We start from the raw sequence: 24565 nt of genomic DNA on the forward strand, positions 1-24565 counted from the left end.
TCGGCAGGCGCCACCCGGCCGAGCGCGAAACAGGAGTGGCCCACGCCGTCGAGCGGGCGGGAAGCGGGCGCCTTGCCGGGGGTCGTGCCCCCAGTGGTTCCTAAGGTGATTCCAAGGTTGGGCGAAAGTTCCGCTGAGCTCCGCTTGGTCTGCTGGTCCCAGGTGCCGGAACGACCGGCGCCGCAGAACGACTGGAGCACGTGAATGGGTATTCGAGGCAAGCTCATCGCCGCCGTCCTGACGGCGGGGGCGCTGACCGCGGTGGTCTCGGCGAACGTGTCGACGGCCCTGGCGAGCCAGCCCCCGGCGACGCAGAGCGCCGCCGCCGCGGGCGCCGGGCAGGAGGACAACCTGCACAAGGCCGCCAGGCTGCTGGCCGTCGAGCTGGGCATCTCCGGTGAGCGGGCGCTGCAGGTGCTCCGCGTCCTGGAGAGGGTCGTGCCGGAGGGCGCGATCACCGACGACCCGAGGTTCATCATCATCGCCAAGGACCTCGGCGTCAGCCCCCAGCGGCTCAGTGACGCCCTCACCGCGGTGAAGATGAAGCTCTGATCGGAAGTTCATCGATCAGGTGATCCGTCCGCCGCGGTCGGGGCCGGTGGTCCCGACCGCGGCGGACGGGCCGTCCGCGGTGATCATCCATACTGGGAGGCGTGCGAGTCCTGGTGGTCGACGACGACGAAGCGGTCCGCCGCTCCCTGACCCAAGCGCTGCGCCGGGACGGCTACCAGGTGTCGGTCGCGGTCGACGGGGCGCAGGCCCTCGACGAGGTGGGCAGGGTCCGGCCCGAGGTGATCGTGCTGGACGTCCTGCTGCCCGAGCCCAACGGGCTGGAGATCTGCCGCAGGCTGCGCCGCCGCGGCGACCGCACGCCGATCCTCATGCTCACCGCGCGCGACCTGGTCGAGGACCGGGTGGCCGGGCTCGACGCCGGGGCCGACGACTACCTGGTCAAGCCGTTCGCGCTGGACGAGCTGCGGGCCCGGCTGCGCGCCCTGCTGCGGCGCACCGGGGCCGACCTGGAGGTGCTGCGGTTCGCCGACGTGGAGATGGACACGGCCACCCGTCGGGTGCACCGCGCAGGCCGGGAGATCGAGCTGACCCGCACCGAGCACGCGCTGCTGGAGCTGTTCCTGCGCAACCCGGACCGGGTGCTCGGCCGCGAGCTGATCTTCGAGTCGGTCTGGGGCTACGACTTCGGCCCCGCGTCCAACGCGCTGTGGGTCTACATCAGCTACCTGCGCGGGAAGCTGGAGTCGGCGGGCGAACCGCGCCTGATCCAGACCGTGCGCGGACTGGGGTACGTGCTGCGGGAACGGCCGTGACGCTGCGCACCAGGGTCGGGGTCGCCGCCGGCCTGGTGGTGCTGCTGGCCCTGGCACTGGCCTCGGTGGCGGTCTACTCGACCGTGCGCGACAACCTGCGCCGCCAGGTGGACACCTCGCTGGCCGACGTCGTGCCGCAGACCCCGGCCATCGCCATCCGGCTCAAGCAGGACGTCATCGAGTCGAAGGACACCCTCTCGTTCGAAACCCCGATCGACCTGGGCAGCACGCTGCTGCAACTGGTCATCGTGCCGGAGGATCCGAGACCGGGCAGGCAGTTCATCCCGGTGACCGATCGGGACCTCGCCGTGCTCCGCGGCACCGAGCCCCCCTACTACCAGGACGCCGTCCACGAGGGCGTCGCCTACCGCGTCTACACCGCGCCGATGCCGGAGACGACGATCACGCTGGTCCGGGTCGCCCGGCCGCTGTCGGCCGAGTCTGACGTGCTCAGGCCGCTGGCGGTGCTGCTGGTCGCGCTGACCGCGGTCGGCGGTGCGATCGCCGCGCTGGCGGGCAGGCTGATGGCCCGCCGGGTGCTGCGGCCGGTGCGGGTGCTGACCGACGCGGTCGAGCACGTGACCGCGACCCAGGACCTCAGCTCCCGCGTCGACCTCACCGGAAGCGACGAGATCGGCCGCCTCGGGCGGTCGTTCGCCACCATGATGACGGCGCTGGACATCTCCGTGCAGGCGCAGCGCCAGCTGGTGGCCGACGCGTCGCACGAGCTGCGCACCCCGCTGACCAGCCTGACCACGAACCTCGAACTGCTCGCCGACGGCGAGGGCCTGGGCGACCCCGAGGCGCCGGTGATGGTGCGCGAGGCGATCCGGCAGGCGGGTGAGCTGCGCACCCTGGTCAACGACCTGATCGACCTCGCCCGCTACGGCGAGGGCACCGCGCGGGCCGAGGACACCCGGCTGGACCTGGTGGCCGCGCGGGTGGTGGCCAAGGCCGCGGCGCGCTCGGCCGGGGTGCGGTTCGAGTCGGCGCTGTCGCCGTGCCTGGTGCACGTCGACCCCGACGGGATCGAGCGGGCCGTCGGGAACCTGGTCGACAACGCGGTGAAGTGGAGCCCGCCCGGCGGCCGGGTGCTGGTCACCGTGGCCGACGGCGAACTGGCGGTGACCGACGAGGGCCCCGGCATCCCGGCGGCGGACCTGCCGTTCGTCTTCGACCGCTTCTACCGGTCGGCGCAGGCGCGGTCGCTGCCCGGATCGGGGCTCGGCCTGGCCATCGTGCGCCAAGTGGTGGAGACCCACGGCGGCCAGGTGGCCGCTGAATCCCTCACCCCCGGCACTCGGATGCGCCTGCGCTTGCCGGTCCTCCGGGATTGACCCGAGCGAGCGGACCGCTCGAGCGGTCCGCGAAGTCGGCGGCACGTCCACCCTTCGACGGCGACACCGCCGGGGTGCAGCCGGAGTTCCGGGGCTGACCAGGTGGCCCGGCCGGGGCGGGAACCCCACCCCGGCCGGGTGGTCACTCCGCCTGCGACACGAACCCCTTGCGGACCATCCAGTCGCGGGCGACCACCGCGGGGTCGCGGCCCAGGACGTCGACCTCGGCGTTGAGCGCCCGGATGGTGTCGTTGTCCAGCTCGTCGACCACCGGCGCCATCACCTCGGCCACCTGCGGGTGGGCGTCGTGGAAGTCCTGGCGCAGCACGATCGCGGCGTTGTACTGGGGGAAGAACTTCCGGTCGTCCTCCAGCACCACCAGGTCCAGGGCGACGATCCGGCCGTCGGTGGTGAACACCTCGCCGAAGTTGCACAGCCCCTGCGCGGTCGCGGTGTAGATGGTGCCGATGCCGAAGGTCTTCACCTGCGCGGCCCCGGTGTCGAACCCGTAGGCCCGCGCCACGCCGGGGAAGCCGTCGTTGCGGCTGGCGAACTCCGTCTCCAGGCAGAACACGCCCTTGCTCGGGTCCTGCTGGACCAGCCGCACCATGTCCGAGGTGGTGCGCAGGCCGTTGGCCTCGGCGAAGGCCCTGGTGACGGCGAAGGCGTAGGTGTTGTTCACCGCCGAGTAGTCCAGCCACACCAGGCCGTTGCGGGCCAGGTCGGCGTCGCGCACGGCCTCGTACTGGGCGCGCTCCTCGGGGATCGGGTCGGTGTTGCCCAGGTAGCTGATCCAGCCCGTGCCGGTGTAGTCCCACGACAGGTCGATGTCGTCGGTGAGCAGCGCCTGGCGGGAGCTCATGGAGCCCTGGATGTTGGTCATGTCCCGGACCTCGGCCCCGGCGGCGGACAGCGCCACCTCGGCGAGGTAGCCCAGGACCTGGTTCTCGGTGAAGTCCTTGGACCCCACCGAGATCTCCACCCCGGCCAGCTCCGGTACCGGCCCGATGGAGCCGGGCGCCACCTCGAACGGCAGCGCGAACGAGCTCTCCAGGCCGCAGCCCGAGGCCAGCAGGCAGCAGGCGGCGGCGCCGAGCGCGGCCAGCCGCCGCCGAAGACGTGCGCTCATCGCAGCCCCTTCGGTCCCAGGTAGGTCTCGGCGACCGCGCCCAGCCAGTCCACCAGCAGCGCCAGGCCCACGGCCAGCACCGCGCCGGTGACCAGCACGGGCACTCGCGCGAGCTTGTAACCGGTGTCTATGAGCAGGCCGAGCCCGCCGCCGTTGACGAACACCGCCAGGGTCGCCACGCCGACCGCGTGCACCAGCGCGGTGCGCAGCCCGGCCAGGATCATCGGCACGGCCAGCGGCAGCTCGACGCGGCGCAGCACGGCCGCGCTGGACATGCCGATGCCGCGCCCGGCGTCGACCAGCGCCGGGTCCACGCCCTGCAGGCCCACCACGGTGTTGCGCAGCACCGGCAGCAGCGTGTAGAAGGCGATCGGCAGCACCGCCGCCCACATCCCCTCCATGCCCGAGGCCAGGAAGAACAGCACCAGCACGCCGATGGCGGGGGATGCCTGGCCGATCGTGGCGATGCCGAGGAACACCGGTGCCGCGCGGCGGGCCCAGCGCCGGGTCAGCAGCACCCCCAGCGGCACGGCCACCACCAGCACCAGCCCGGTCACCGCGAAGCTGATCAGCAGGTGGTCCCAGGTGACTGACAGCAGGGTCGAGGCGTTGATGCTCTGCGCCTCGATCGAGTCGAGGTCGGTGCTGAACGCCCAGGCCAGCACCCCGCCGACGAGCACGACCACGGCGATGGGCTGGGCCAGCAGCCGGAGCCGGTCGGCGCGGTCCCGCCGGGTCACCGCCGCGGTCACCCCGCCACCCCCGTGTGCTCCTCGCGCAGCTGCTGCACGGCCGCCATGACGGTGCCGATCTCGACCACGCCGACGTACTCGCCGCGGCCGCCGGTGACGACCGCGGTGCCGCCCTCGGTGAGGATGGCCTCCAAGGCGTCGCGCAGCGTCGAGCGCAGCGAGACCGAGTCGCCGACCGGGCGCGGCTGCCGGGGGTTGCGCGCGTGCACCCAGCTCACCGGCCTGCCGCGCGCGTCGAGCAGCAGTGCGAACCCGCGCCGGGCCCCGGCCAGCTTGCGCTCCAGCTCGGCGGCGTCGTCGGTCACCGACGCGGTCGTCACCTGGCCGAGTTCGACCTCCCGCACCCGCAGCAGCGTCAGCTGCTTGAGCGAGGCGCCCGCGCCGACGAAGCCCGCCACGGTGTCGTCGGCCGGGTTGGCCAGGATCGCCTCCGGCGTGTCGTACTGCAGCACCCGCGACCGGTCGCCGAGCACGGCGATCCGGTCGCCGAGCTTGACCGCCTCGTCGAAGTCGTGCGTGACGAACACGATCGTCTTGCGCAGCTCGGCCTGCAGCCGCATCAGCTCGTCCTGGAGGTTGCCGCGGGTGATCGGGTCGACCGCGCCGAACGGTTCGTCCATCAGCAGCACCGGCGGGTCCGCGGCCAGCGCGCGGGCCACGCCGACCCGCTGCTGCTGCCCGCCGGAGAGCTGGCGCGGGTAGCGGTCGCGGTGTTCGGCCGGGTCCAGCCCGACCAGGTCGAGCATCTCGTCGACCCGCTCGGCCACCTTGGCGCGGCTCCAGCCCAGCAGGCCGGGCACGGTCGCCACGTTCTGCCCGACCGTCATGTGCGGGAACAGCCCGGCCTGCTGGATGGCGTAGCCGATGCCGCGGCGCAGCCGGTCGGGGTCCAGCGACCGGGTGTCCTCGCCGTCGATGGTGATGCGGCCCGACGTCGGCTCGATCAGCCGGTTGATCATCCGCATGGTGGTGGTCTTGCCGCAGCCGGACGGACCGACGAACACCACGGTCTCGCCCGCCGGGATGGTCATGCTCACCGACTCCACCGCGGGCGCGGGGGCGCCGGGGTAGTGCTTGGTCACGTCGACGAGCTCGATCTCACTGGCCACGGATCCCCCTAGCGATGGTGTAGCGGCCGATCAGCGCGAAGACCCCGTCCAGGGCCAGCGCGAGGACGACGACGCCGAGCGTCCCGGCGATCGCCTGGTTGGTGGCGTTGGCGCTGCCCGCCCTGGTCAGGCCCGCGAAGATCTCCACGCCCAGGCCGGGGCCGCGGGCGTAGGCGGCGATCGCGGCGATGCCCATCAGCATCTGCGCGGCCACCCGCATCCCGGTCAGGATCGCGGGCCAGGCCAGCCGCAGCTCGACCCTGGTCAGCACGCCGAGCCTGCTCATGCCCACACCGCGCGCGGCGTCGCGCACCGCGGCGTCGACCCCGCCCAGTCCCACGATGGTGTTGCGCACGATCGGCAGCAGTCCGTAGAGCACCAGCGCGACCACCGTCGGCGGCGCGCCCAAGCCCAGCACCGGGATCAGCAGACCCAGCAGCGCGAACGACGGGATGGTCAGGATCGCGCTGGTCAACGCGGTCGCGGCGGCCGAGCCCAGCGGACTGCGGTAGACCACCAGACCGATCGCCACGCCGATCAGCGCGGCCAGCAGCGTGCACTGCACCACGGCGCTGAGGTGCAGCAGGGATTCGGCGAGCAACCGGTCCCACCGGTCGGCCACGAACTCCCAGAAGCTCATGCCGCGAAAGCCCCCTCGGACGAGAACCGGAGGCGGGGACGACGCTCCACTGTGGTCGGCGTCCCCGCCCTGTTCACCCGAGGTGTATACCCGAGGAGTCGATCGGGCGGGAATTTTCCGACCAGATGTCAGGTAATCTCAACGTGCGCCAGATCACAGGAAGAGTCCGGCGTGGAGCCCTCATGGCAGGCGAGGGCTCCACGCGGTCCCGAAGTCAGAGCGAGCGCTGCAGGTGCTCCGACAGCACCCGCACGAACCGGGACGGGTCGGTCAGCTCGCCGCCCTCGGCCAGCAGTGCCATGCCGTGCAGCAGTTCGACGGTCTCGGCCAGCCCGGCGCGGTCCTCGCGCTCGGTGAAGGCCTTGTGCAGCCCGGTCACCAGCGGGTGGGTCGGGTTCAGCTCCAGGATGCGCTTGACCGGCGGGAGTTCCTGCCCCATCGCGCGGTACATCTTCTCCAGCGTCGGGGTCAGGTCGTGGGCGTCGCCGACCACGCAGGCGGGGGAGGTGGTCAGCCGGGAGGACAGCCGCACCTGCTTGACCTTCTCCTCCAGCGCCGTGGTCATCCACGCCAGCAGGTCGGCGTAGTCCTTCTCGCGTTCCTGCGCCTGCGCCTTCTCCTCCTCGGTCTCCAGGTCGACCTGGCCCTTGGCGACCGACTGGAACTGCTTGCCGTCGAACTCCGGCACCGCGTCGACCCACATCTCGTCCACCGGGTCGGTCAGCACCAGCACCTCGTAACCCTTGGCGCGCAGCGCCTCCAGGTGCGGCGAGTTCTCCACGGCGGCGCGCGACTCGCCGGTCATGTAGTAGATGTGCTGCTGGTCCTGCTTCATCCGCTCCACGTACTGCGCGAGCGTGGTCTGCCCCTCGGCGTCGTGAGTGGAGTGGAACGAGCACACGGCGAGGATCGCGTCGCGGTTCTCGACGTCGTTGAGCAGACCCTCCTTGACCGCGCGGCCGAACTCGCGCCAGAACGTCGCGTAGTCCTCCGGGCGCTCGGTCATCATGGTCTTGACCGTGGACAGCACCTTCTTCACCAGCCTGCGGCGCATCAGCTGGATCTGGCGGTCCTGCTGGAGGATCTCCCGCGACACGTTCAGCGACAGGTCCTGCGCGTCCACCACGCCCTTGACGAAGCGCAGGTACTCCGGCATCAGCTCTTCGCAGTCGTCCATGATGAAGACGCGCTTGACGTAGAGCTGCACACCGCGCTTGGCGTCCCGCATGAACAGGTCGATCGGCGCCTGGGAGGGGATGAACAGCAGCGCCTGGTACTCGAAGGTCCCCTCCGCCTGCATCCGGATGGTTTCCAGCGGCTTGTTCCAGTCGTGGCTGACGTGCCGGTAGAACTCGGCGTACTCGTCCTCGGTGACCTCGCTGGAGGGCCGGGCCCACAGCGCCTTGCGGGAGTTGACCGTCTTCGGCTCGCCGTCCTCGCCCCGCTCGGGCAGCAGCCTGATCGGCCAGGTGATGAAGTCGGCGTAGCGCTTGACGATCTCGGTGATCTTCGCCGTCGAGGTGTAGTCGGGGAGGTTGTCCTCGGCGTCGGCGGGCTTGAGGTGCAGGGTGACCGAGGTGCCCTGCGGCGCGTCGGCGACGTCCTCGATGGTGTAGGTGCTCTCGCCGGTGGACTCCCACCGCACGCCCTCGGCCGAGCGCGGGTGCCTGGTCACCAGGGTGACCCGGTCGGCGACCATGAACGTGGAGTAGAAGCCGATGCCGAACTGGCCGATGAGGTCCTGCGAGCCCGCCGCGTCCTGGGACTCCCGCAGCTTGCGCAGGAACTCCGCGGTGCCGGACTTGGCGATGGTGCCGATCAGCCCGATCACCTCGTCGCGGGTCATGCCGATGCCGTTGTCGCGCACGGTCAGGGTGCGCTGCTCGCGGTCGACGTCGATGGCGATGTGCAGGTCGGAGGTGTCCGCGGTCAGGTCCTTGTCGCGGAAGGTCTCCAGCCTGAGCTTGTCCAGCGCGTCGGAGGCGTTGGACACCAGTTCGCGCAGGAACGTGTCCTTGTTCGAGTAGATCGAGTGGATCATCAGCTGGAGCAGCTGACGCGCCTCTGACTGGAACTCGAGCGTTTCCACGTTCTTCCTCTCTGTCCGGCCCTCGTCGACCCCACATCGTATCCAGCGGCGGTCCGTTGCCCGGTCGAGGACGCGGGCGGGCCGAGCGGTGCGGGCGGGCAACCGGTCCGCCCCGACGCTGCCCCCACCGCCGCTGCCCGCGCGGCCGCGCGGTCCTAGCGTCGGACCGGGGGACCGCGACGACCGGGAGGGTGGTGCCGGTGCATTCGAGGCAGGACCGCGCGGGTGAGGGGGAACGGCCCCCGCGGACACCGGTCCGCAGGCCGCCGGACCGGGACGACCCTGGCTCGTCGCCGTCCGCGGGCCCGACCGCCGCCAGGCTGCTCGACCTGCAGCGCAGCGCGGGCAACCTGGCCGCCACCCGGTTCGTCCAGCGGGTCGCCGAGGGCGGTGAGCCCCCGGACCGGCTCGATCAGACGCGGGCGCGGACGGCGCTGACCCGGTCGCTGATCGGTGCGAACGAGTCCGGGTTCGTCGCCGACCACCGCATCCGCGAAGCGCTGCGGGCGCGGGTCAAGAACGGACCGCTGTTCAGCGACAGCGAGCTGAGCGCGATCCGCCGCTGCGACCCGCAGTGGCTCGACACCGTCGAAGTGGGCGGCTACGACGCCGCGCGGGCCTACTACGCCGCCGAGGACTACAGCGGCTGGCTGCACCAGGGGGCGGGCAAGCGGCTGCTGGTCGCGACCATCGCGTGGGACACCCACGGCACGCCGGGGCAGCCCGAGAAGGTGCGCAGGTCCCCCGCCTACGTCCTGGGCAGGTCGCTGCGCCTGCGCCACCCCGCCGGGTTGAGCGCGGAGGAGCGCGAACGTGTCACGACGGAGCAGAACACCCAGATCAGCGACGCCTTCGTGAGAACGCTGGTGCCCAACGCGCCGCTGCCGGGCAGCAAGCCGTCCCACGCCGACAGGGTCAAGCGCTCGCAGGAGGTCCTGGGCCGCATCTTCCTGCTCATGCAGAACGGCCTGAAGGTCTACAACAAGGAGCAGGGCGCGCACGTGGACTACATCGAAGGGGACGTGGCCAGGGCGCTGGCGCACGGTGGCCGGGTCACCGTCCGCATCCCCCAGCTCAAAGCCAGGGACGAGAACAAGTTCGCCCTGCCCGAGTGGGTGGGCGTGATGGAGCCGGGCGGTTCGGGGAAGGACGTGAACCCCAAGGAGCGCCGCTTGTACGGCACGCACGACCAGAAGATCGGCAAGAACCGGGCCGACGGCACCCTCGGCGCCTTCGAGGAGCAGGGCGGTACCCTCATCGGGGCGCGCAACATCGTCAAGCAGTTGCTGGACAAGGCGCACCTGTCCCCGGACGGTTCCCGGCTCTACGGCCTCAACCTGGCGCTGGGCGGCTGGGGGGAGATGCACCACGAGGGTGACGTGATCAAGCCGGACGGCGCCCACGGCCACCTGTTCATCCACTTCAAACCGCCGGGGCTGGACCACGACGGCGACATGCAGTTCGGGTTGGAGACCACGAAGCCGTGGGGTGAGAACGCGATCGGCTACAAGCACGACATGTTCTCCTCCGAGAAGACCGCGAATCCCGAGTCCAGCGCCTACGGCATGAAGCACGACAAGATCGGCGAGGGCGCGCTGGCCGACAACCAGCGCCTGATCGACCTGCGGGACTTCGACAGCGGGGACGTCGGCTGGCAGGACTACCTGCGCCAGGTGGCGAACTACTGGCGGGACCTGATGGCCGAGGCCGCGCGGAGCGAGGCGGAGGTCCGGGACCTGATGCGGCGGCTGGTGGGACCTCGCACGGGCGAGTTCCGGCCACCGTGGTTGGCGGAGGACGAGGATTAGGTCCGCGGTGCGGCAGCCGCGAGCGGAGGGCTCAGACCCGCGGCAGGGCCTCGACCGGCGTCCAGGTGACGTGCTTGCCCGTCCGGCCGTCCCCCGACGAGCGGCGGCGCAGCCTGCGGGTCAGCCAGGGCAGCACGTGCTCGCGGTAGTACCGGGCCTCGGCGGACAGCGTGCGCCGGTCGACCGGTCCGGGGGCGATGGCGTGCGCGGTCGTGGGGTGCCCGAGGGCGTCGAGCACCCGCGAGGCGACCCGCTGGTGGCCCGCGGCGTTGAGGTGCAGCCGGTCCGGCGACCAGTAGGCGGCCCGCCGGATCTCGACGTCGTTGAACATGTCCACGAACAGCAGGTCGTGGCGGTCCGCCAGCTCGGCGACCGCCTTGGTCAGCGCGGCGCCCCGGCGGTGCACGGTGCGCCCGAACGGCAGCCTGGCCGAGGGGTCGGCGCCGCTGAGCAGCAGCAGCCGCACACCCGCGTCGGCGCACCGCCGCACCGCCCGCTCGGTCAGCGCCACCAGCTGCCGCTCGTCCATGCCGGGGCGCATCATGTCGTTGCCACCGCCGTTGAGCGAGATCAGCGTCGGCGCGGGGGACAGCGCCAGCGCCGCGTCGAGCTGCTCGGTGACGATGGGTTCGAGCAGCCTGCCCCGGATGGCGAGGTTGGCGTACTGCACGGTCTGCCCCAGCGCGCTCGCCAGCCCCGCCGCGACCAGGTCCGCCCAGCCTCGGGGCGAGCCGTCGGGCAGTTCGTCGCCGACCCCCTCGGTGAAGCTGTCGCCGATGGCCACGTATCGCACTGCTGGTGCCTCCCCCGCTGGACGTGGCGTCCAGGATAGGTGGGCCCCGGTCCGCCGCCCGCCTCGGGCGTGGCGGGCGCGCTCAGCGCCGGTCGCTGTGCCCGAGGTCCCGGTCGGGGGCGATGCGGTCGCGCACCAACCGCTTGAGCGCGGCCAGCTCGGGGAAGCCGCCGCGCTCCTCGCGCGACCAGATCACCTCGCCGTCCACCCGGATGTCGAAGACGCCACCGGTGCCGGGGACGAGCGCGACCTCGCCCAGCTCGGTGGTGAACGTCGTCAGCAGCTCCTGCGCGGTCCACCCGGCGCGCAGCAGCCACCGGCACTGCGTGCAGTACTCGATCTCCAGCCGGGGCCGCTTCGTCGTCACGCGGTCCAGTATCGCCGGGGAGTGGAGCTGACGCGGGGGCTACCCTCCTCCCCGGTCAGCGCTCAGCTCCAGCGCAGTGCTCATGGGGGGAGAACCCGAGATGTCGCCCGAGATGTCGACAGTGGTCAGACGCGCGTCCGCCGCGGTGCTCGCGGCCGGGCTGGTGCTCGCGGGCACCGCGCCCGCGCACGCCGGAACCGGTGAACTGCTGGGCGCGGTGTGGTTCGACCACGTCGACGACGGCGGCCGCGAGGCGTGGGAGCCCGTGCGGGCCGGGGCCCCGGTCACGGTGGTCCACCTGACCACCGGGCAGACCCGCCGGATCACCACCGACGAGCGCGGCGAGTTCCACCTCACCGGGCTGCCCTTCGGCGAGTACGAGCTGTCGGTCGACGCCAGGGGGTACCGGCCCACCACGGCGACCACCGTGCGGACCGCGGTGGACGAAGCGTCCCCGGTGTCCAAGGCGGGCCACTTCGGGATGCTCGGCAGCGCGGTGACCGGGTTCGTGTGGGACGACGCCGACCGCGACGGACGTCGGGCCGAGGCGGAGGCGGGTATCGCCACCGCGGTCGCGCTGATCGGCCGCGGCGACTCCGGGGAACGGGTCGACCGGACGGCGACCAGCCAGTCCGACAACCCAGGGGGGTACTACGGCTTCAGCGACCTGCCCGCGGGCACCTACCGGGTGGTCCCCACCGTCCCCGAGGGTTACAGCCCCACCGCGATCGGCGGTGGGCTGTTCTCCGACGACTCGCACGCGACCGGTGTCCCGGCGTCCACCCCGCCGTTCCGCGTCGAGGCGGCCAACCACGACAACTGGCACATCGACCTCGGCTTGGCCCCCGGCGCCGGGACCGACCCGATGCTGGTCAACCGCCAGTCGTTCAAGTGCCTGGACCAGGCCTACCCCGGTGGCGTCGCCACCACGGCCGTCAACGCCCACGACTGCAACAACGGCGACAACCAGCGATGGTCGCCGCGCTGGGTGGGGGTGGACACCGCCGTGGTGGTCGACCGGATGAGCGGCTGGTGCCTGGACCAGGAGTACCCCCACGGCTCGGCGACCACCGGAGTGGGCGCCTACCCGTGCAACGGGGGCGCGAACCAGCGCTGGCGGATCGACTACCGGCCCCGCGACAACTACGCGACGCTGGTCAACGAGGCCAGCGGCTGGTGCCTCGACCAGGAGTACCCCAACGGCTCGATGAGCTACGAAGTCGGCGCGTGGCCCTGCAACGGTGGGCAGAACCAGACCTGGTACTGGAAGTCCTGGCGCTGACCGGTCACAGCAGCAGTCGCGCGGTGGTCAACGCCCCGGCGGCGACCACCGCGCCCGCGCTGAGCCGCAGGAACCACCGCGCCGAGCCCGCGGGCCGCACGCGCGAGGCCACGGCCGCCAGCGCGAGCACGCCGACCAGCAGCGCCCCGGCGACCACGTCCAGGGGCGCGTCACGGGTGATCCCCCTGCGCAGCAACAGCAACGCCGCCACGGCGGCCGACAGCGCCGTGCGCTGCCACGCCAGCGCGGTGCGCTCGCGCTGCAACCCGCGGTCGCTCACCGGACGTGCGGCAGCAGCGCGACCACCACGACCACACCCGCCACGGCGGCGATCCAGCCGATGACGAACGGCAGCCACGTCATCGGCAGCGGTTCGCCGTGCCGCATCGCCCGCTGCACCCGTGCCCACCGGCGGTAGGCGAACGCGGCCAGCGCGGTGCCGGTGACCGCCAGCAGCACCGCCAGGGCGGTGCGCAGGCCCGTCACCGAGAAGGCGGGGACCAGTTGGGTCAGCGCCACCGCACCGGCCAGCAGGGCCAGTGCGGTGCGCAGCCAGGCCAGGAAAGTCCGCTCGTTGGCGAGGGTGAACCGGTAGTCCGGCTCCTCGCCCTCCTCGTACCACTTCGGGCTCACGGCGCGTGAACGGTCCCGTGCGGTGGGTCGGTGGCGGCTCGGGTCATCCCGTCACGTCCTCGTGGAACTCGTCGGATGCGTGCCGGACCAGGATGCCGTGTCCCGCGCCGCGCCGCGTGCCGGGGACCACCGCCGGTCAGTACCCCTGGTAGCCGGTGCCCGCGCTGATCCCGACGAGGCCGGGGTGCGCGTGGAAGCCGCCGTAGCGGGCGTAGGTGTAGCGGACACCCGCGATGATGTTGTCCACCGGCCGCATGATGTCGTCGTAGCCGGGGAGCTTGTAGGCCTGGAAGGTCGGGTCGATGACCTGCATCAGGCCCTTGGACGGGGTGCCGCGCACGGCGTTGGAGTCCCAGTTGTTGACGGCGTTGGGGTTGCCGCCGGACTCCTTCTCGATCACCGTCCAGATGGCCTGGACGTCGTCGTTGGTGACCGGCGTGCCGTTGGCCTGGAGGACCCCGATGGCCTCCTTGATCCACGCCTCGACCTGCCGCTGCTTGGCCGGCTTGCGCGCCTCGATCTCGGCGGCGATCCGCTCGGCCTCGGCCTTCTTCCGCGCCTCGTAGCCCGACCTGGCCGCCTCGCTGGCCTGCTGCACCGCCTGGCGGGCCACCAGCTGCTCGTGGCGCAGCAGGCGGGCGGCCTCGCCGCCGACGTCCACGGCGTGCACGGTCTGGATCTTGTCGGTGGCCGGGGGCGCCTTCGGGTCGGGCAGGCCGCCGAAGTCCGCGCCGCCCGCGACCGGGGTGAAGGTGGCGCCGCTGACCGCGTACGCGGCCGCGCCGCCCGCACCGGTCACCACGCCCAGCGCCATGGCGACCACCGACACGCGGCGGCCGAGGGGAGCACGCTCGGATTCGGCGCGGTGGGCTCCTGGAGGTCCTTCGAGGACGGGAACGACCACGGGCGCCCCGGTATCGTGCGCCCTCCTGTGCCGAGCCAACGAACAGCCTCCCGCGTGAGCGATCGGCCCCCGCCGGAGTAGGCGTGCGCGTGTCCGTCCGGTGACCGTTCCGTGATCTGCGGCGGCGAACGTAACCAAGAGCGCCCAACGGGGACAAGCCTTCACGCTAATGGGTGACATGAGTCACGTTTTGTGGCGCAGGCGCTCACAGAGGGTCATTCGCCCCCTAAATGGGGCGAACATCGCGAAGCCGCGAACCGAGCGCTCGGGAAGCGATCACCGACCGCTCACCGGCCAGAGCCCGCGTAGCGGGCGGTGAGCTCGGCCCCTATGCGCGCCAACTCCTCCCGCACCGACGGCGGCTCCACCACCTCGATCAGGGCTCCCCAGCCCGCGAGGTGGCGGGCGATGTCCAACGGCGTCGGCGCGCCGAGGCGGACGCGGGTGCGCTCCCCGACCTCCTCCCCGGTCTCGCAGTGCCTGCCGAACTGGTCGCGCAGCACCGGGACGAACCGCGTCTCCACGAGCACCGTCGCCCAAGTGCGCGAACGCAGCCGCTCCACCTCACCGACGACCTGCCGCCACGCCTCGGCCAGTGCGAAGTCGTCCGGGCGCGGGGCGGGCCGCTCGGTCAGCTCCGCCGAGGTGATCCGGTCGACGCGGAAGGTGCGCCGCCCGCGCTCGGTGCCCGCCAGCAGGTACCAGGTGTCGTCCTTGTCCACCAGTCCCCACGGGTCCACCAGCCGCTCCTCGGTCCCGTCCCGGTAGCGCAGTCGGACTTGCCGCCCGCGCACCACTGCGGTGCGCAGCAGGTCGACCACCCCCGGCCGGTGCCGCTCGCGCTCGCCCCACCGGGCCGGGTCGACCACCGTCGCGCCCGCGGCCGCCTCGGCGTCGGCGCGGAAGGTCGGCGGCAGCGCGCGCACGAGCTTGCGCAGCGCGGCCCTGGCTTCGGCGGACCCGGCCGCCGCGGGCCCCACGAGCAGGAACAGCGACTGGGCCTCGGTCGCCGACAGGCCGCTGAGGTCGGTGCGGGCGCCGCCGACCAGCGACCACCCGCCGCCGCGTCCCGGCTGCGGGTACACCGGGATGCCCGCCGCGGACAGCGCCTCCAGGTCGCGCCGAGCGGTGGCCAACGACACCTCCAGTTCGACGGCCAGGTCGGCGGCGGTCACCCGGCCCCTGGCCTGGAGGAGCAGGAGGGCGGCGACGAGCCGATCAGCGCGCATGCGCCCAGTTTCGCCGGAAAAGCGCTCAGGAGGTGAGCGCTTTGGCTCGGAAGATGGGTCTCGACCACCGAGGAGAGGGGATCACCGTGATGCGAGGACTCGCCAACGTCAGCTTCTTCGCCGACGACGTCGCGGCCGCGCGGGACTGGTACGCCGAGGTGTTCGGCGTCGAGGCGTACTTCGCCCGCCCGGTCGAGGGACCGCCCGCGTACGTCGAGTTCCGCGTCGGCGACTACCAGCACGAGTTCGGCATCGTCGACAGCCGGTTCGCCCCGCACGGCGGGTCGGGGAAGCCGGGCGGGGCGATCGCCTACTGGCACGTGGACGACGTCCGGGCCGCTTTCCAGCGGCTGCTGTCACTGGGCGCCGCGGTGCACGACGAGCCGGTCGAGCGCGGACCGGGCTTCGTCACCGCCTCCGTGGTCGACCCGTTCGGCAACGTCCTCGGCGTGATGTTCAACCAGCACTACCTGGACGTCCTCGGCGGGTGAGGGTCGCTCAGGTGGTCGGGGGAGTGCGGTGCGCGCTCACCCCGACCACCGAGCCGCTTCCGGCATCGAGCGCGCCGGAGTCGTGGAACGGACCCGGCTCACCGGTTCCCGCCGCCGGACCGGCAAGCACCTACGATGCGTTCGTGGTCGAGATCCGCGTGGCCGAGCAGGCCGGTGTCGGGGTGACGGGGCGGGAGCGGCCCACCGAGGACCACGTCGTGGTGCTCGACAACGCGGTCGCGGTGCTGGACGGGGCGACCAACCTGACCCCCGGCCTGCCCAGCGGCGGCTGGTACGCGGGCGTGCTCGCGCACCGGCTGGGCGAGTTGCTGCGCGCCGCCCCCGAAGCCGACCTGGCCGACCTGCTGGCCGAGGCGATCCGGGCGGTGGTCGAGGCCGAGGGGCTGGTGCCGGGCCGGTCGCCGTCGAGCACGGTGGCCGTGGCGCGCTGGACGCCGGACCGGGTGGACGCCCTGGTGCTGGCCGACAGCCCGATCGCGGCGTTCGGCCCGCGCGGTTACCAGGTGCTGGTCGACGAGCACCTGAGCAGGCTGCCGCGCTCCCCGCACACCTTCCGCGAGCGGCTGCGCACCGGCGGCGGCTACGACCAGGCTCACCTGGAGGCCCTGCGCGAGGGCATGACCAGGACGGCGACCTACCGCAACACCCCGGACGGCTTCTGGGTGGCCGAGGCCGACCCGGAGGCCGCGCGGCACGCCAGCCGGGCCAGCTGGCCGCGTGAGGAGGTCGGTGCGCTGCTGCTCGCCACCGACGGGGTGTCCTGCGGTGTGACCGACTACGGGCTGCTGACCTGGCCGGAAGCGCTCGACCTCGCCCGTTCCCGTGGCCCGCGGGCGGTGCTCGACGTGGTCCGCGAAGCCGAGGCCACCGACCCCGGCGGCGTGCGCTGGCCGCGCGCCAAGCGGCACGACGACCAAGCGCTGGTGCTGGTCGACGGTCTCTGAACGCCGCTTCACGGGAGGCGGTACATCTCCGGTCGGGCCTGCGACTTCCAACGCGACTGCGGGCTGCCGGCAGGCCTGGTGCCGAGTTCGAACGGGTACACCCCGTCGAGGGCGAGGACGGCGACGCGATGTGCGCGAGTCACGGCGCGATTCCGTTGCCGTGATCACGGACGCTCGGCAGGCTGGTGACCATGAGTGAGAGCAACACCATGCGCGCCATCAGCCAGGACGCCTTCGGCGGTCCCGAAGTGCTCCGGGAGGTCGAACGGCCGCGCCCCGTTCCCGGCCTCAGCGAGATCGTCGTCCGCGTCCACGCCGCGGGCGTCAACCCGACCGACTGGAAGCACCGCGGGGGCTTCCCGTGGCTGAGCGAGCCCGTGCCGGTCCTCGGGTGGGACGTCTCCGGGGTCGTCGAGGAGGTCGGCCGCGGAGTCACCCTGTTCAAGCCGGGTGACGAGGTGTTCGGCATGTTGCCCTACCCGCACGCCGCGGGCGCGTACGCCGAGTACGCCAAGGCCACCGCCCGGTCCTTCGCCCGCAAGCCCGCGAACGTCGACCACGTGCAGGCGGGTGCCCTGCCCCTGGCCGCGCTCACCGCCTACCAGGCGCTGGTCGACACCGCGGACGTCCAGCCGGGCCAGCGGGTGCTGATCCACGCCGCCGCGGGCGGGGTCGGCCACCTGGCCGTGCAGATCGCCAAGGCGCGCGGCGCGCACGTCATCGGCACGGCCAGCGAGGGCAAGCACGAGCTGCTGCGCGAACTCGGCGCCGACGAGCTGATCGACTACCGGACCACGGACTTCGCGGAGGCCGTCGGCGAGGTCGACGTGGTCCTGGACACCCTCGCCGGTGAAGTGCGCACCCGCTCCCTGGATGTGCTGCGCAAGGGCGGCGTCCTGGTCTCGATCCTGGCGGGCGACGACGACGCCGATGTGCGGAAGGCAGCCGAACTGGGCGTCCGGTTCGAGGGGATGCTCGTCGAGGCCGACCACGCGGGGATGCGTGCCATCGCCGAACTCGTCGAGCAGGGCAAGCTCCGCGTTCACATCGAGGCGAGCTTCCCGCTCGCCGAAGCCGCCAAGGCCCACGCCCAGGCGGAGACCGGCCGCACCACGGGGAAGATCGTCCTCGTCGTGCGCTGACGCCCCCGCGAGTCGAACCTCCAGGCACCCCGAACCGAACATTCGCGCACCGTGAGCCGAGCGCTTGCGACGGCGGGCGGCAGCGTCAGCAAGTCGTGGTGCGGCAAGCCGTTGGACACCGGGGCGGTCCCGTTGCCGTCGAGCAGGGGACCGCCCCGTCCGCGCCCCGCGAAAACCGTCTGTGCCGCAACAGGTCCGTGGATGCCCCCGATCACGGGTCCGTGCTCGTCCTCGTAGGCGGGCGTCGTGGTGAACAGCGGTACGCGGCGGAACTCGGAACTAGCGGCGGTCCGGGGCGAAGGAGAGGCCGTGCTCGGCCATCGTCTCGCGCAGCACCCGCACGGCCTTGGGGCCAACTCCGTGCAGTGCCAGCAGTTCCCGCTCGGTGACCTCGGTGAGCTGTTCCAGGGTGGTCCACCCCCGCAGCGTCAGCGCTCCGGTGGCGGGCCTGCCGATGCCGTGTGGCAGTGGCAGGGACATGGCTTCCTCCAAGGGAATGCGCAACGGATCACGTCAGTGCTGTTTGGACGGACGCCCTCGGTCAACTGCCCGGGCTCGTTGAGCTACCGTGGGTCGCCGAGTACACCGTAACCTAAGGAATGACAGTGGAAGAGAACTCGCCGAAGGTCACGGTCGTCGTCCCGACCTACAACGAGCGGGACAACCTGCCCAAGCTCGTGGAGCAGTTGCTCGCCCTGCCGCTGGACCTGCGCGTGCTGGTGGTCGACGACGACTCGCCCGACGGCACCGGCGCGGTGGCCGACGAGCTGGCCGCGGCGTCGCCGGGGTTGGTGGGCGTGCTGCACCGCGTGGAGAAGGACGGTCTGGGCCGAGCCTACGTCGAGGGCATCAGCCGGGCGCTGGACGAGGGCGCGGACATCGTCGTGCAGATGGACGCCGACCTGTCCCACCCGGCGGGGACCATTCCCGTCATGGTCGACACGCTGCTGACCACCGACGCCGCGGTGGTGCTCGGCTCCCGCTACGTGCCGGGCGGCTCCGCGGCGGGGGAGTGGGCGTGGCACCGCCGGGCGCTGTCGCTGTGGGCGAACTTCTACGTCGACACCATCCTGCGGCTGGGCGTCAAGGACGCGACAGCGGGGTTCAAGGCGTGGCGGGCGCAGACCCTGCGCCGGATCGACGTCCAGTCGGTGCGCAGCAACGGCTACGCGTTCCAGGTGGAGATGAACTACCGCGCGGCCAAGCTCGGCCTCCCGATCGCCGAGGTGCCGATCACCTTCGAGGAGCGCGCCGAGGGCGTGTCGAAGATGACGCTGAAGGTCCAGCTCGAATCCGCGGCCATGCCCTGGAAGCTGCGCTTCGGCAGGGACCTCGGCTGACGCGCCCGCTCACGTCCCGTGCGCGGGCGGTTGTTCTGGCAGGCTGATCCCCACAGGCGGCGCGCGGCGCGTCGCGGTGGAGGGACGGGCAGACGTGAGTGCTGGGAACCGCCGCTGGACCGATCGTGGGGAGGCCATCGGGCACGGGGTGAGCTGGTTGGCGCGCTGGAGCACGCGCCTGGCGCTGGCCGCGGTCGGCTTCGTCATCGTGTGGTGGCTGATCGGCAAGCTCTGGGTCGTGGTGATGCCGGTGCTGCTGGCGCTGCTGATCACCACCGTGCTGTGGCCGCCCGCCCGCTGGCTGCGCGCGCGGGGACTGCCACCCGCGTTGGCCGCGACCGCCGTGCTGCTGGCCGGGCTGGGCGTGCTCGGCGGTGTGCTGGCGCTGATCTCCACCTCGATCGCCTCCGGTGTGCCGGAGATCGCCGAGAGCGCCACCCGCGCCCTCCAGCAGGCTCGCGAGTGGATGGCGGGACCGCCGCTCAACCTCGGCGACAGCCAGTTGGACCAGCTGCTGCAGCAGGGCACCGACCAGCTGCAGGCCAGCGTCGGGTCGATCGCCAACGGGCTGCTCACCGGCGTGGGCACGGTCACCTCCGGCATCGTCACCGGCATCCTCGCCCTGCTGCTGGCGTTCCTGTTCGTCAAGGACGGGCCGCGGTTCGCGCCCTGGCTACGCGGGGTCATCGGCGAGCGCGCGGGCAAGCACGTGACCGTGGTGCTGGAGCGGGTGTGGACCACCCTGGGCGACTTCATCCGCACCCAGGCGATCGTTAGCCTGGTCGACGCGGTGCTCATCGGTCTGGGCCTGGTCGTGCTGGGGGTTCCGCTGGCCGTGCCGCTGGCGGCGCTGACCTTCCTCGGCGGCTTCGTGCCGATCGTCGGCGCGTTCGTGGCGGGCGCGCTGGCCGTGCTGGTGGCACTGGTCAGCAACGGCCTGACCGCCGCGGTCATCATGCTGGTGATCGTCGTGGTGGTGCAGCAGGTGGAGGGCAACGTGCTCCAGCCCGTCCTGCAGTCCCGAAGCCTGCGCCTGCACGCCGCTGTCGTGCTGCTCGGCGTCACCGCGGGCAGCAGCCTCTACGGCATCGCCGGCGCGTTCCTGGCCGTCCCGGTGGTGGCCGCCGCGGCGGTCGTGCTGCGCTACCTGGGCGAGGTCATCGACCACGACACCGAGGAGCGGGCCACCGCCGAACCACCGGAACCGGCGACCAAACCCGAACCCGCCTGACGCGGGCAAGTACCACCCGACCCACTCCCGGACGTCGCCGACTACTACCGGGGTTTCGCGAATCCGCAATTCGCGGTGTTTCGAACGCGCAATTCGCGGAAACCGGGCGGTCCTGCCCGACGGGGAATCGGGCAGGACCGCTGCTCGGTGGCGCGATTTCCGCGGTGACGGCTACTCGGCGGAGGGATCGGCGCGCCGCGGCCCGTTGAGGCCGAGTTCCTCGGCCTCCTCGGCGTCGGGCATCTCCGGGTCACGCCACTCCTCGGCGCGGCTGGGGCCGCCTCCGCGCAGCTCGTTCTCGACCTCCTGCTTGAGCTGGTCGTCCATCATCGGGCCGTGTTGCGCGCTGCCGCGTTCCACTGTGGCCTCCTCCACGGCTCGTCGGTGCCTTGAACGCCCCGTGTACCCGCGCAGCGGCGGAATCCACCTCCCCCTCGCGGAAAATTGCCCGGCCGTGTCGGCGGCTGTCCGCCCCCGTGCGGGAAGCTCGGGCGTCCACCACCTTTTCCGCCGTCCGCCCATTCGCCTTCCCCTCCGGACGTGCCGCCATTCCGGAATCGTCCATACGCTCCGCGCAGCCCGGTCGGCGACGACCGGGAGAACACGGAAGCGGAGGACAGATGACCAGGTCGCCCGCGCGACGCATCACCAGCACGCGAACCCCTCCTCACGGCCCGCTGGACCCGACCGGACCGGTGTTCCGGGAGCAGCGCGAATTCGCCGCCGCATTCGCGGGGACGCTGAACCGCGCCACCGTCGCGGCGGCGGCCGGGGTGGACCGCCCAACGCAGGCCGGGAGCATCGCCGCCCTGGTGCGCGAGGCGTACTCGCGTTTGGCTGAGGACCGTCGCGCGGCGGTGCGTCGCCGGGCCGACCGGCTCCTCGCCGGAACACCCGACCAGCTCCGCGACGTCTTCGGCCCGCACACCGACCGGCTGGAGGAGTGGGCGGGCAGCGCGGGGCTGCACCCGGAGCTGGGCGCGCTGCTGAAGAGCGCGGTGCGGGCGCACCTGGACAGCCACGCCGTCGAGATCGCGCAGGACATCACCGGCCACCTGTCCACGACGCCGGAAACCCTCGGGACCGCGCCCAAGACGTGGGTCAAGGGCGGTACTTCCAACGGGGACGCCTCGTGGACGTGGACCGAGATCGTGCTGGCTGCCCCCGCCGTGCTCCAGTTCCACTGGGGCACCGGGGAAGCGGGCGCCGAGCACGGGCGCTGGGACCTCTACCACGTGCAGCCGGGCGGTGTGGAAGTCCACCTGGGCAAGGGCCTGGCCGGAGTGCCGGGGGCGAGCTGGTCCATCGACCTGGGCCAGTACCTGCCCGCCACCCCGCCCCAGGCGCCCCAGAAGTACGTCGTGCGGGTCACCCCGTACAGCGATCCGGTGGTGCTGCCCTCCTACGTCGTGGGGATGGCGGGCAAGAAGGTCCCGGCCGAGCCGGTCGGCCCGGCGTCGAAACCGGTCACCATCACCCACAGCGCGGTCGCGGGCGGGCCACCGCCGGAGTTCACCGGGCCGGTGGCGGTCTACACCGGACTGACCTGCCACCTCGACTCGCTGGAGGTGGCGGCAGAGCAGGACGAGGTGGGCGACGAGGAGTTCCACCTCATGGGCTTCGTCCAGGAGATCCGCCCCCTGAGCAGCCCCAAGGGCACCACCCAGGCCGAGTTCGCCACGTCGGTGACGATCGACCCCGACGCCAAGCCGCCGTCGAAGGCGCTGCACGTCCACGAGGACTTCGCGCTGGGGTTCCCGGTCGCGCCCAACTGGCCGCGCACCTACCTGCTGGTGGTCTCGGTGCTGGAGGAGGACAGCGGTGACGCGATCGGCCGGTGGCAGGCCGACATGGCCGAGCTGTCCCAGGAGGTGCTCACGCCCGAGATCGACGGGATCATCCGCGAGTACCTGGAGGAGAAGCTGGACGAGTACCTCGAGAAGAACGCCCAGCAGTTGGTCAACGCGGGCATCGACGTCGCCTCCTGGATCGCGGGCCTGGTGGGCTCCACCGCCGCGTTCGTGGTCGCCTGGGTCGCGGCCGCGGCCGCGATCGTGATCTCCGGGATCATCGGCGGGATGGCCGACGACTACTACGGCACCGCGACCGGCGTCCTCGTCCTGCCGACGAACACCGCGCAGTACGTGCACAGCCTGCCCGGTCAGCACGATTCGGGCGCGTACCGCCTCGACCGCAGGGTGATCGAGATGCGCGGCATGACCCAGTGGCCCTACGCCGCCGCCTGGGACGGCGCGATCCGCGTGGGAGTGCGGTGGAGCTTCCACGACAAGGTGGACTACGAGGGCGCGTGATCCCGGTCAGCCGCCCGTGGCGGGCATCCCGCCGATGGCCTGGAGCACCGCGCCGTTGACGTAGCCCGCCGCGGGGGAGGCGAGGAAGGTGATGGCGGCGGCGATCTCCTCGGGTTCGGCGAGCCGTCCCAGCGCCGTGAACCTGCCCACCTCCTCGAACCCCGCGCCGAACGCGGCGGTGCCCTCGGTGCGGGTCGGCCCCGCGGCGACCGCGTTGACCCGGACGCCGTGGGGGCCGAACTCGGCGGCCCAGGACTTGGTCAGCAGTTCCAGCGCGGCCTTCGTGCCGCCGTAGATGCCCCCGCCGGGGCCCGGCACCGTGGCCGCTCCGCTGCTGACGTTGACCACGGCGCCGCGCCCGCGCCGGACCATCGCCGGAACCAGGGCCTGCACCAGCAGGAACGGTGCGCGCAGGTTCACCTCGACGTGGAGGTCGAAGGTGGCGGTGTCGGTGTCCGGGGTCGTGGTGAACTGGAACACCGCCGCGTTGTTGACCAGGATGTCGACCTCGCCCGCGTCGGCGGCCAGCCCGCGCACGGCGTCGGCGTCGGAGAGGTCGGCGGTGACGAACCGGGCCCGCCCGCCCACGGCCGCGATGCGGGCGACGGTGTCGGCGCCGCGTTCGGGGTCGCGGCCGTGCACCACGACTCGTGCGCCGAGTTCGGCCAGCGCGAGCGCGGTGGCCCGGCCGATGCCCGCGGTCGCCCCGGTCACCAGGGCGGACGATCCGGACAGGTCGATCTTCATGCTGCTGCTCCTCGCAAGTGGGGGTTGCGATGCTGCGACACCGGGCAGGAGGGGCCAAGTTTCGTTGCCGAAGCGGCAAACGGCGGTGCGGGCGTCGGTTTGCCCGCTCCCGCGACGTGTGCCACGATCCGGCCACGGGCCGAGAGGCGCTGCGACGGAAGCGATTCCGCCACGCTCGGTCTACGTCGTGAGCACCAAGGGCGCCTCCACCCGAGGAGGCGCTGTGTCGTCCGCAGTGGTCGGTCGAGTCGTCGCGCTGCACCGCTACCCGGTCAAGTCCATGGCGGGCGAGGCGCTGGAGCGGGCCGACGTGTCGTGGCACGGGATCGGCGGCGACCGCAGGTGGGGGTTCGTCCGCGACGACGCGCGGGGCAGCGGCTTCCCCTGGCTGACCTTGCGCCAGCGGCCCGACCTGGTCCTGCACCGCCCCCGACTGCTCGACCCGCGGGACGCCGACCGGTCGCCGGTGGTGGTGCGCACGCCGTCCGGGGACGAGCACGACGTGCTGTCCCCGGTGCTGGCCGAGGCGCTGGGCGCGCGGCCGGTGAAGCTGGACCGGGGCGTGTTCGACGCGGCGCCCCTGTCGCTGCTGAGCACGGGCAGCGCGGCGGGGGTCGGGGCGCCCGACGTCCTCCGGTTCCGGTCCAACGTGCTGGTCGAGGCGGCGGGCGGGTTCGCCGAGGACGCGTGGGTGGGCTCGGTGCTGACCATCGGCGCGGCCGTGATCAGGGTGGACCGGCCGGACCGGCGCTGCGCGGTGGTGGGCGTCGACCCGGTGACCGCGCGGCGCGATCCGGGTGTGCTGCGCCGGATCGCCCGTGAGCACGGCATGACGCTGGGCGTGTACGCGTCGGTCGTGTCGCCGGGGCGCGTCGCCGTCGGCGACGCGGTGGTCCTGCGCGCGGACCGGTCGGCGGGAGTCGCCGCTGCCTCGGGGTGA

The 24565-nt window shown here is 72.4% G+C and carries 26 protein-coding genes; 12 read left to right on the top strand and 14 right to left on the bottom strand.

Annotation, left to right across the window (positions count from 1 at the left end):
• The first annotated feature begins 204 nt into the window (after positions 1-204).
• From JOF41_RS10345 to JOF41_RS10355, 3 genes are all read left to right on the top strand, one after another.
• A complete protein-coding gene (locus tag JOF41_RS10345) occupies positions 205-552 on the top strand; it encodes a hypothetical protein (protein WP_189226510.1) in 348 nt (115 codons plus the stop codon).
• Between the two features lie 101 nt (positions 553-653).
• Positions 654-1325, top strand: coding sequence for a response regulator transcription factor (locus JOF41_RS10350; RefSeq protein ID WP_209618111.1), 672 nt, complete (start codon positions 654-656; stop codon positions 1323-1325).
• On the top strand, positions 1322-2662 hold the full coding sequence (locus JOF41_RS10355; protein ID WP_189226508.1) for a sensor histidine kinase: 1341 nt from the start codon (positions 1322-1324) through the stop codon (positions 2660-2662). Before JOF41_RS10350 ends, JOF41_RS10355 begins: the two co-directional genes overlap by 4 nt.
• Before the next feature lie 142 nt (positions 2663-2804).
• On the opposite strand, the gene JOF41_RS10360 is transcribed toward JOF41_RS10355, so the two are convergent.
• The 5 genes from JOF41_RS10360 to htpG all read right to left on the bottom strand — a co-directional run bounded on the left by JOF41_RS10360 (position 2805) and on the right by htpG (position 8381).
• On the bottom strand, positions 2805-3791 hold the full coding sequence (locus tag JOF41_RS10360; protein WP_209618114.1) for a glycine betaine ABC transporter substrate-binding protein: 987 nt from the start codon (positions 3789-3791) through the stop codon (positions 2805-2807).
• Positions 3788-4543 carry an ABC transporter permease gene (locus JOF41_RS10365; protein WP_189226507.1) on the bottom strand — a complete coding sequence of 252 codons (756 nt, stop codon included), beginning with the start codon at positions 4541-4543 and terminating at the stop codon, positions 3788-3790. Before JOF41_RS10365 ends, JOF41_RS10360 begins: the two co-directional genes overlap by 4 nt.
• On the bottom strand, positions 4540-5652 hold the full coding sequence (locus JOF41_RS10370; RefSeq protein ID WP_189226506.1) for an ABC transporter ATP-binding protein: 1113 nt from the start codon (positions 5650-5652) through the stop codon (positions 4540-4542). Before JOF41_RS10370 ends, JOF41_RS10365 begins: the two co-directional genes overlap by 4 nt.
• A complete protein-coding gene (locus tag JOF41_RS10375; RefSeq protein ID WP_189226505.1) occupies positions 5642-6292 on the bottom strand; it encodes an ABC transporter permease in 651 nt (216 codons plus the stop codon). Before JOF41_RS10375 ends, JOF41_RS10370 begins: the two co-directional genes overlap by 11 nt.
• Positions 6293-6506: 214 nt before the next feature.
• A complete protein-coding gene (htpG, locus tag JOF41_RS10380) occupies positions 6507-8381 on the bottom strand; it encodes a molecular chaperone HtpG (RefSeq protein WP_209618117.1) in 1875 nt (624 codons plus the stop codon).
• A gap of 200 nt (positions 8382-8581) precedes the next feature.
• Between htpG and JOF41_RS38205 the strand changes: the two genes are divergently transcribed.
• Positions 8582-10189 carry a hypothetical protein gene (locus tag JOF41_RS38205; RefSeq protein ID WP_209618119.1) on the top strand — a complete coding sequence of 536 codons (1608 nt, stop codon included), beginning with the start codon at positions 8582-8584 and terminating at the stop codon, positions 10187-10189.
• Positions 10190-10220: 31 nt separating this feature from the next.
• Here JOF41_RS38205 and JOF41_RS10390 read toward each other — a convergent pair whose 3' ends face one another.
• On the bottom strand, positions 10221-10982 hold the full coding sequence (locus JOF41_RS10390) for an SGNH/GDSL hydrolase family protein (RefSeq protein WP_189226502.1): 762 nt from the start codon (positions 10980-10982) through the stop codon (positions 10221-10223).
• 82 nt (positions 10983-11064) lie between these two features.
• Positions 11065-11349: an Rdx family protein gene (locus JOF41_RS10395; protein ID WP_189226501.1), complete on the bottom strand. Its 285-nt coding sequence runs from the start codon at positions 11347-11349 to the stop codon at positions 11065-11067.
• A 121-nt stretch (positions 11350-11470) separates the two neighbouring features.
• Here JOF41_RS10395 and JOF41_RS10400 point away from each other — a divergent pair, with 121 nt between their 5' ends.
• Positions 11471-12631: an SdrD B-like domain-containing protein gene (locus JOF41_RS10400; RefSeq protein WP_189226500.1), complete on the top strand. Its 1161-nt coding sequence runs from the start codon at positions 11471-11473 to the stop codon at positions 12629-12631.
• A 4-nt stretch (positions 12632-12635) separates the two neighbouring features.
• On the opposite strand, the gene JOF41_RS10405 is transcribed toward JOF41_RS10400, so the two are convergent.
• The 4 genes from JOF41_RS10405 to JOF41_RS10420 form a co-directional block, all read right to left on the bottom strand.
• Positions 12636-12911, bottom strand: a complete 276-nt coding sequence (locus JOF41_RS10405; protein ID WP_189226499.1) for a DUF202 domain-containing protein — start codon at positions 12909-12911, stop codon at positions 12636-12638.
• Positions 12908-13264: a YidH family protein gene (locus tag JOF41_RS10410; protein WP_189226498.1), complete on the bottom strand. Its 357-nt coding sequence runs from the start codon at positions 13262-13264 to the stop codon at positions 12908-12910. Before JOF41_RS10410 ends, JOF41_RS10405 begins: the two co-directional genes overlap by 4 nt.
• Before the next feature lie 136 nt (positions 13265-13400).
• Entirely contained in the window at positions 13401-14168 is a 768-nt protein-coding gene (locus JOF41_RS10415; RefSeq protein WP_307867357.1) for a transglycosylase SLT domain-containing protein, read from the bottom strand.
• Positions 14169-14455: 287 nt separating this feature from the next.
• Positions 14456-15397 carry a helix-turn-helix transcriptional regulator gene (locus JOF41_RS10420; RefSeq protein ID WP_209618125.1) on the bottom strand — a complete coding sequence of 314 codons (942 nt, stop codon included), beginning with the start codon at positions 15395-15397 and terminating at the stop codon, positions 14456-14458.
• 86 nt (positions 15398-15483) lie between these two features.
• Between JOF41_RS10420 and JOF41_RS10425 the strand changes: the two genes are divergently transcribed.
• From JOF41_RS10425 to JOF41_RS10435, 3 genes are all read left to right on the top strand, one after another.
• Positions 15484-15888, top strand: a complete 405-nt coding sequence (locus JOF41_RS10425; protein ID WP_209618128.1) for a VOC family protein — start codon at positions 15484-15486, stop codon at positions 15886-15888.
• Positions 15889-16031: 143 nt separating this feature from the next.
• Positions 16032-16853 carry a protein phosphatase 2C domain-containing protein gene (locus JOF41_RS10430; RefSeq protein WP_189226495.1) on the top strand — a complete coding sequence of 274 codons (822 nt, stop codon included), beginning with the start codon at positions 16032-16034 and terminating at the stop codon, positions 16851-16853.
• Between the two features lie 209 nt (positions 16854-17062).
• Positions 17063-17995, top strand: coding sequence for an NADP-dependent oxidoreductase (locus JOF41_RS10435; protein ID WP_189226541.1), 933 nt, complete (start codon positions 17063-17065; stop codon positions 17993-17995).
• Positions 17996-18274: 279 nt separating this feature from the next.
• Here the strand turns inward: JOF41_RS10435 and JOF41_RS10440 are convergent, their stop codons facing one another.
• Entirely contained in the window at positions 18275-18475 is a 201-nt protein-coding gene (locus tag JOF41_RS10440; protein ID WP_209618132.1) for a helix-hairpin-helix domain-containing protein, read from the bottom strand.
• Between the two features lie 119 nt (positions 18476-18594).
• On the opposite strand from JOF41_RS10440, the gene JOF41_RS10445 reads away from it, so the two are divergent.
• Together JOF41_RS10445 and JOF41_RS10450 are read left to right on the top strand one after the other, a co-directional pair.
• The gene (locus JOF41_RS10445) at positions 18595-19335 is read left to right on the top strand and encodes a polyprenol monophosphomannose synthase (protein WP_244989557.1); all 741 of its coding nucleotides are present in this window, start codon (positions 18595-18597) and stop codon (positions 19333-19335) included.
• A 94-nt stretch (positions 19336-19429) separates the two neighbouring features.
• Positions 19430-20566 (top strand): AI-2E family transporter, encoded by a 1137-nt coding sequence (locus JOF41_RS10450; RefSeq protein ID WP_189226492.1) that lies wholly within the window; start codon positions 19430-19432, stop codon positions 20564-20566.
• Between the two features lie 171 nt (positions 20567-20737).
• Here the strand turns inward: JOF41_RS10450 and JOF41_RS10455 are convergent, their stop codons facing one another.
• The gene (locus tag JOF41_RS10455) at positions 20738-20926 is read right to left on the bottom strand and encodes a hypothetical protein (protein ID WP_189226491.1); all 189 of its coding nucleotides are present in this window, start codon (positions 20924-20926) and stop codon (positions 20738-20740) included.
• Positions 20927-21186: 260 nt separating this feature from the next.
• Between JOF41_RS10455 and JOF41_RS10460 the strand changes: the two genes are divergently transcribed.
• Positions 21187-22878, top strand: a complete 1692-nt coding sequence (locus JOF41_RS10460; RefSeq protein ID WP_209618135.1) for a hypothetical protein — start codon at positions 21187-21189, stop codon at positions 22876-22878.
• 6 nt (positions 22879-22884) lie between these two features.
• Here the strand turns inward: JOF41_RS10460 and JOF41_RS10465 are convergent, their stop codons facing one another.
• Positions 22885-23625, bottom strand: a complete 741-nt coding sequence (locus JOF41_RS10465) for an SDR family NAD(P)-dependent oxidoreductase (protein ID WP_209618138.1) — start codon at positions 23623-23625, stop codon at positions 22885-22887.
• Positions 23626-23848: 223 nt separating this feature from the next.
• On the opposite strand from JOF41_RS10465, the gene JOF41_RS10470 reads away from it, so the two are divergent.
• Complete coding sequence (locus JOF41_RS10470) at positions 23849-24565, top strand: MOSC domain-containing protein (RefSeq protein ID WP_307867358.1); 717 nt, start codon at positions 23849-23851, stop codon at positions 24563-24565.

The organism is Saccharothrix coeruleofusca (genome assembly GCF_017876325.1).
Lineage (GTDB): Bacteria > Actinomycetota > Actinomycetes > Mycobacteriales > Pseudonocardiaceae > Actinosynnema > Actinosynnema coeruleofuscum.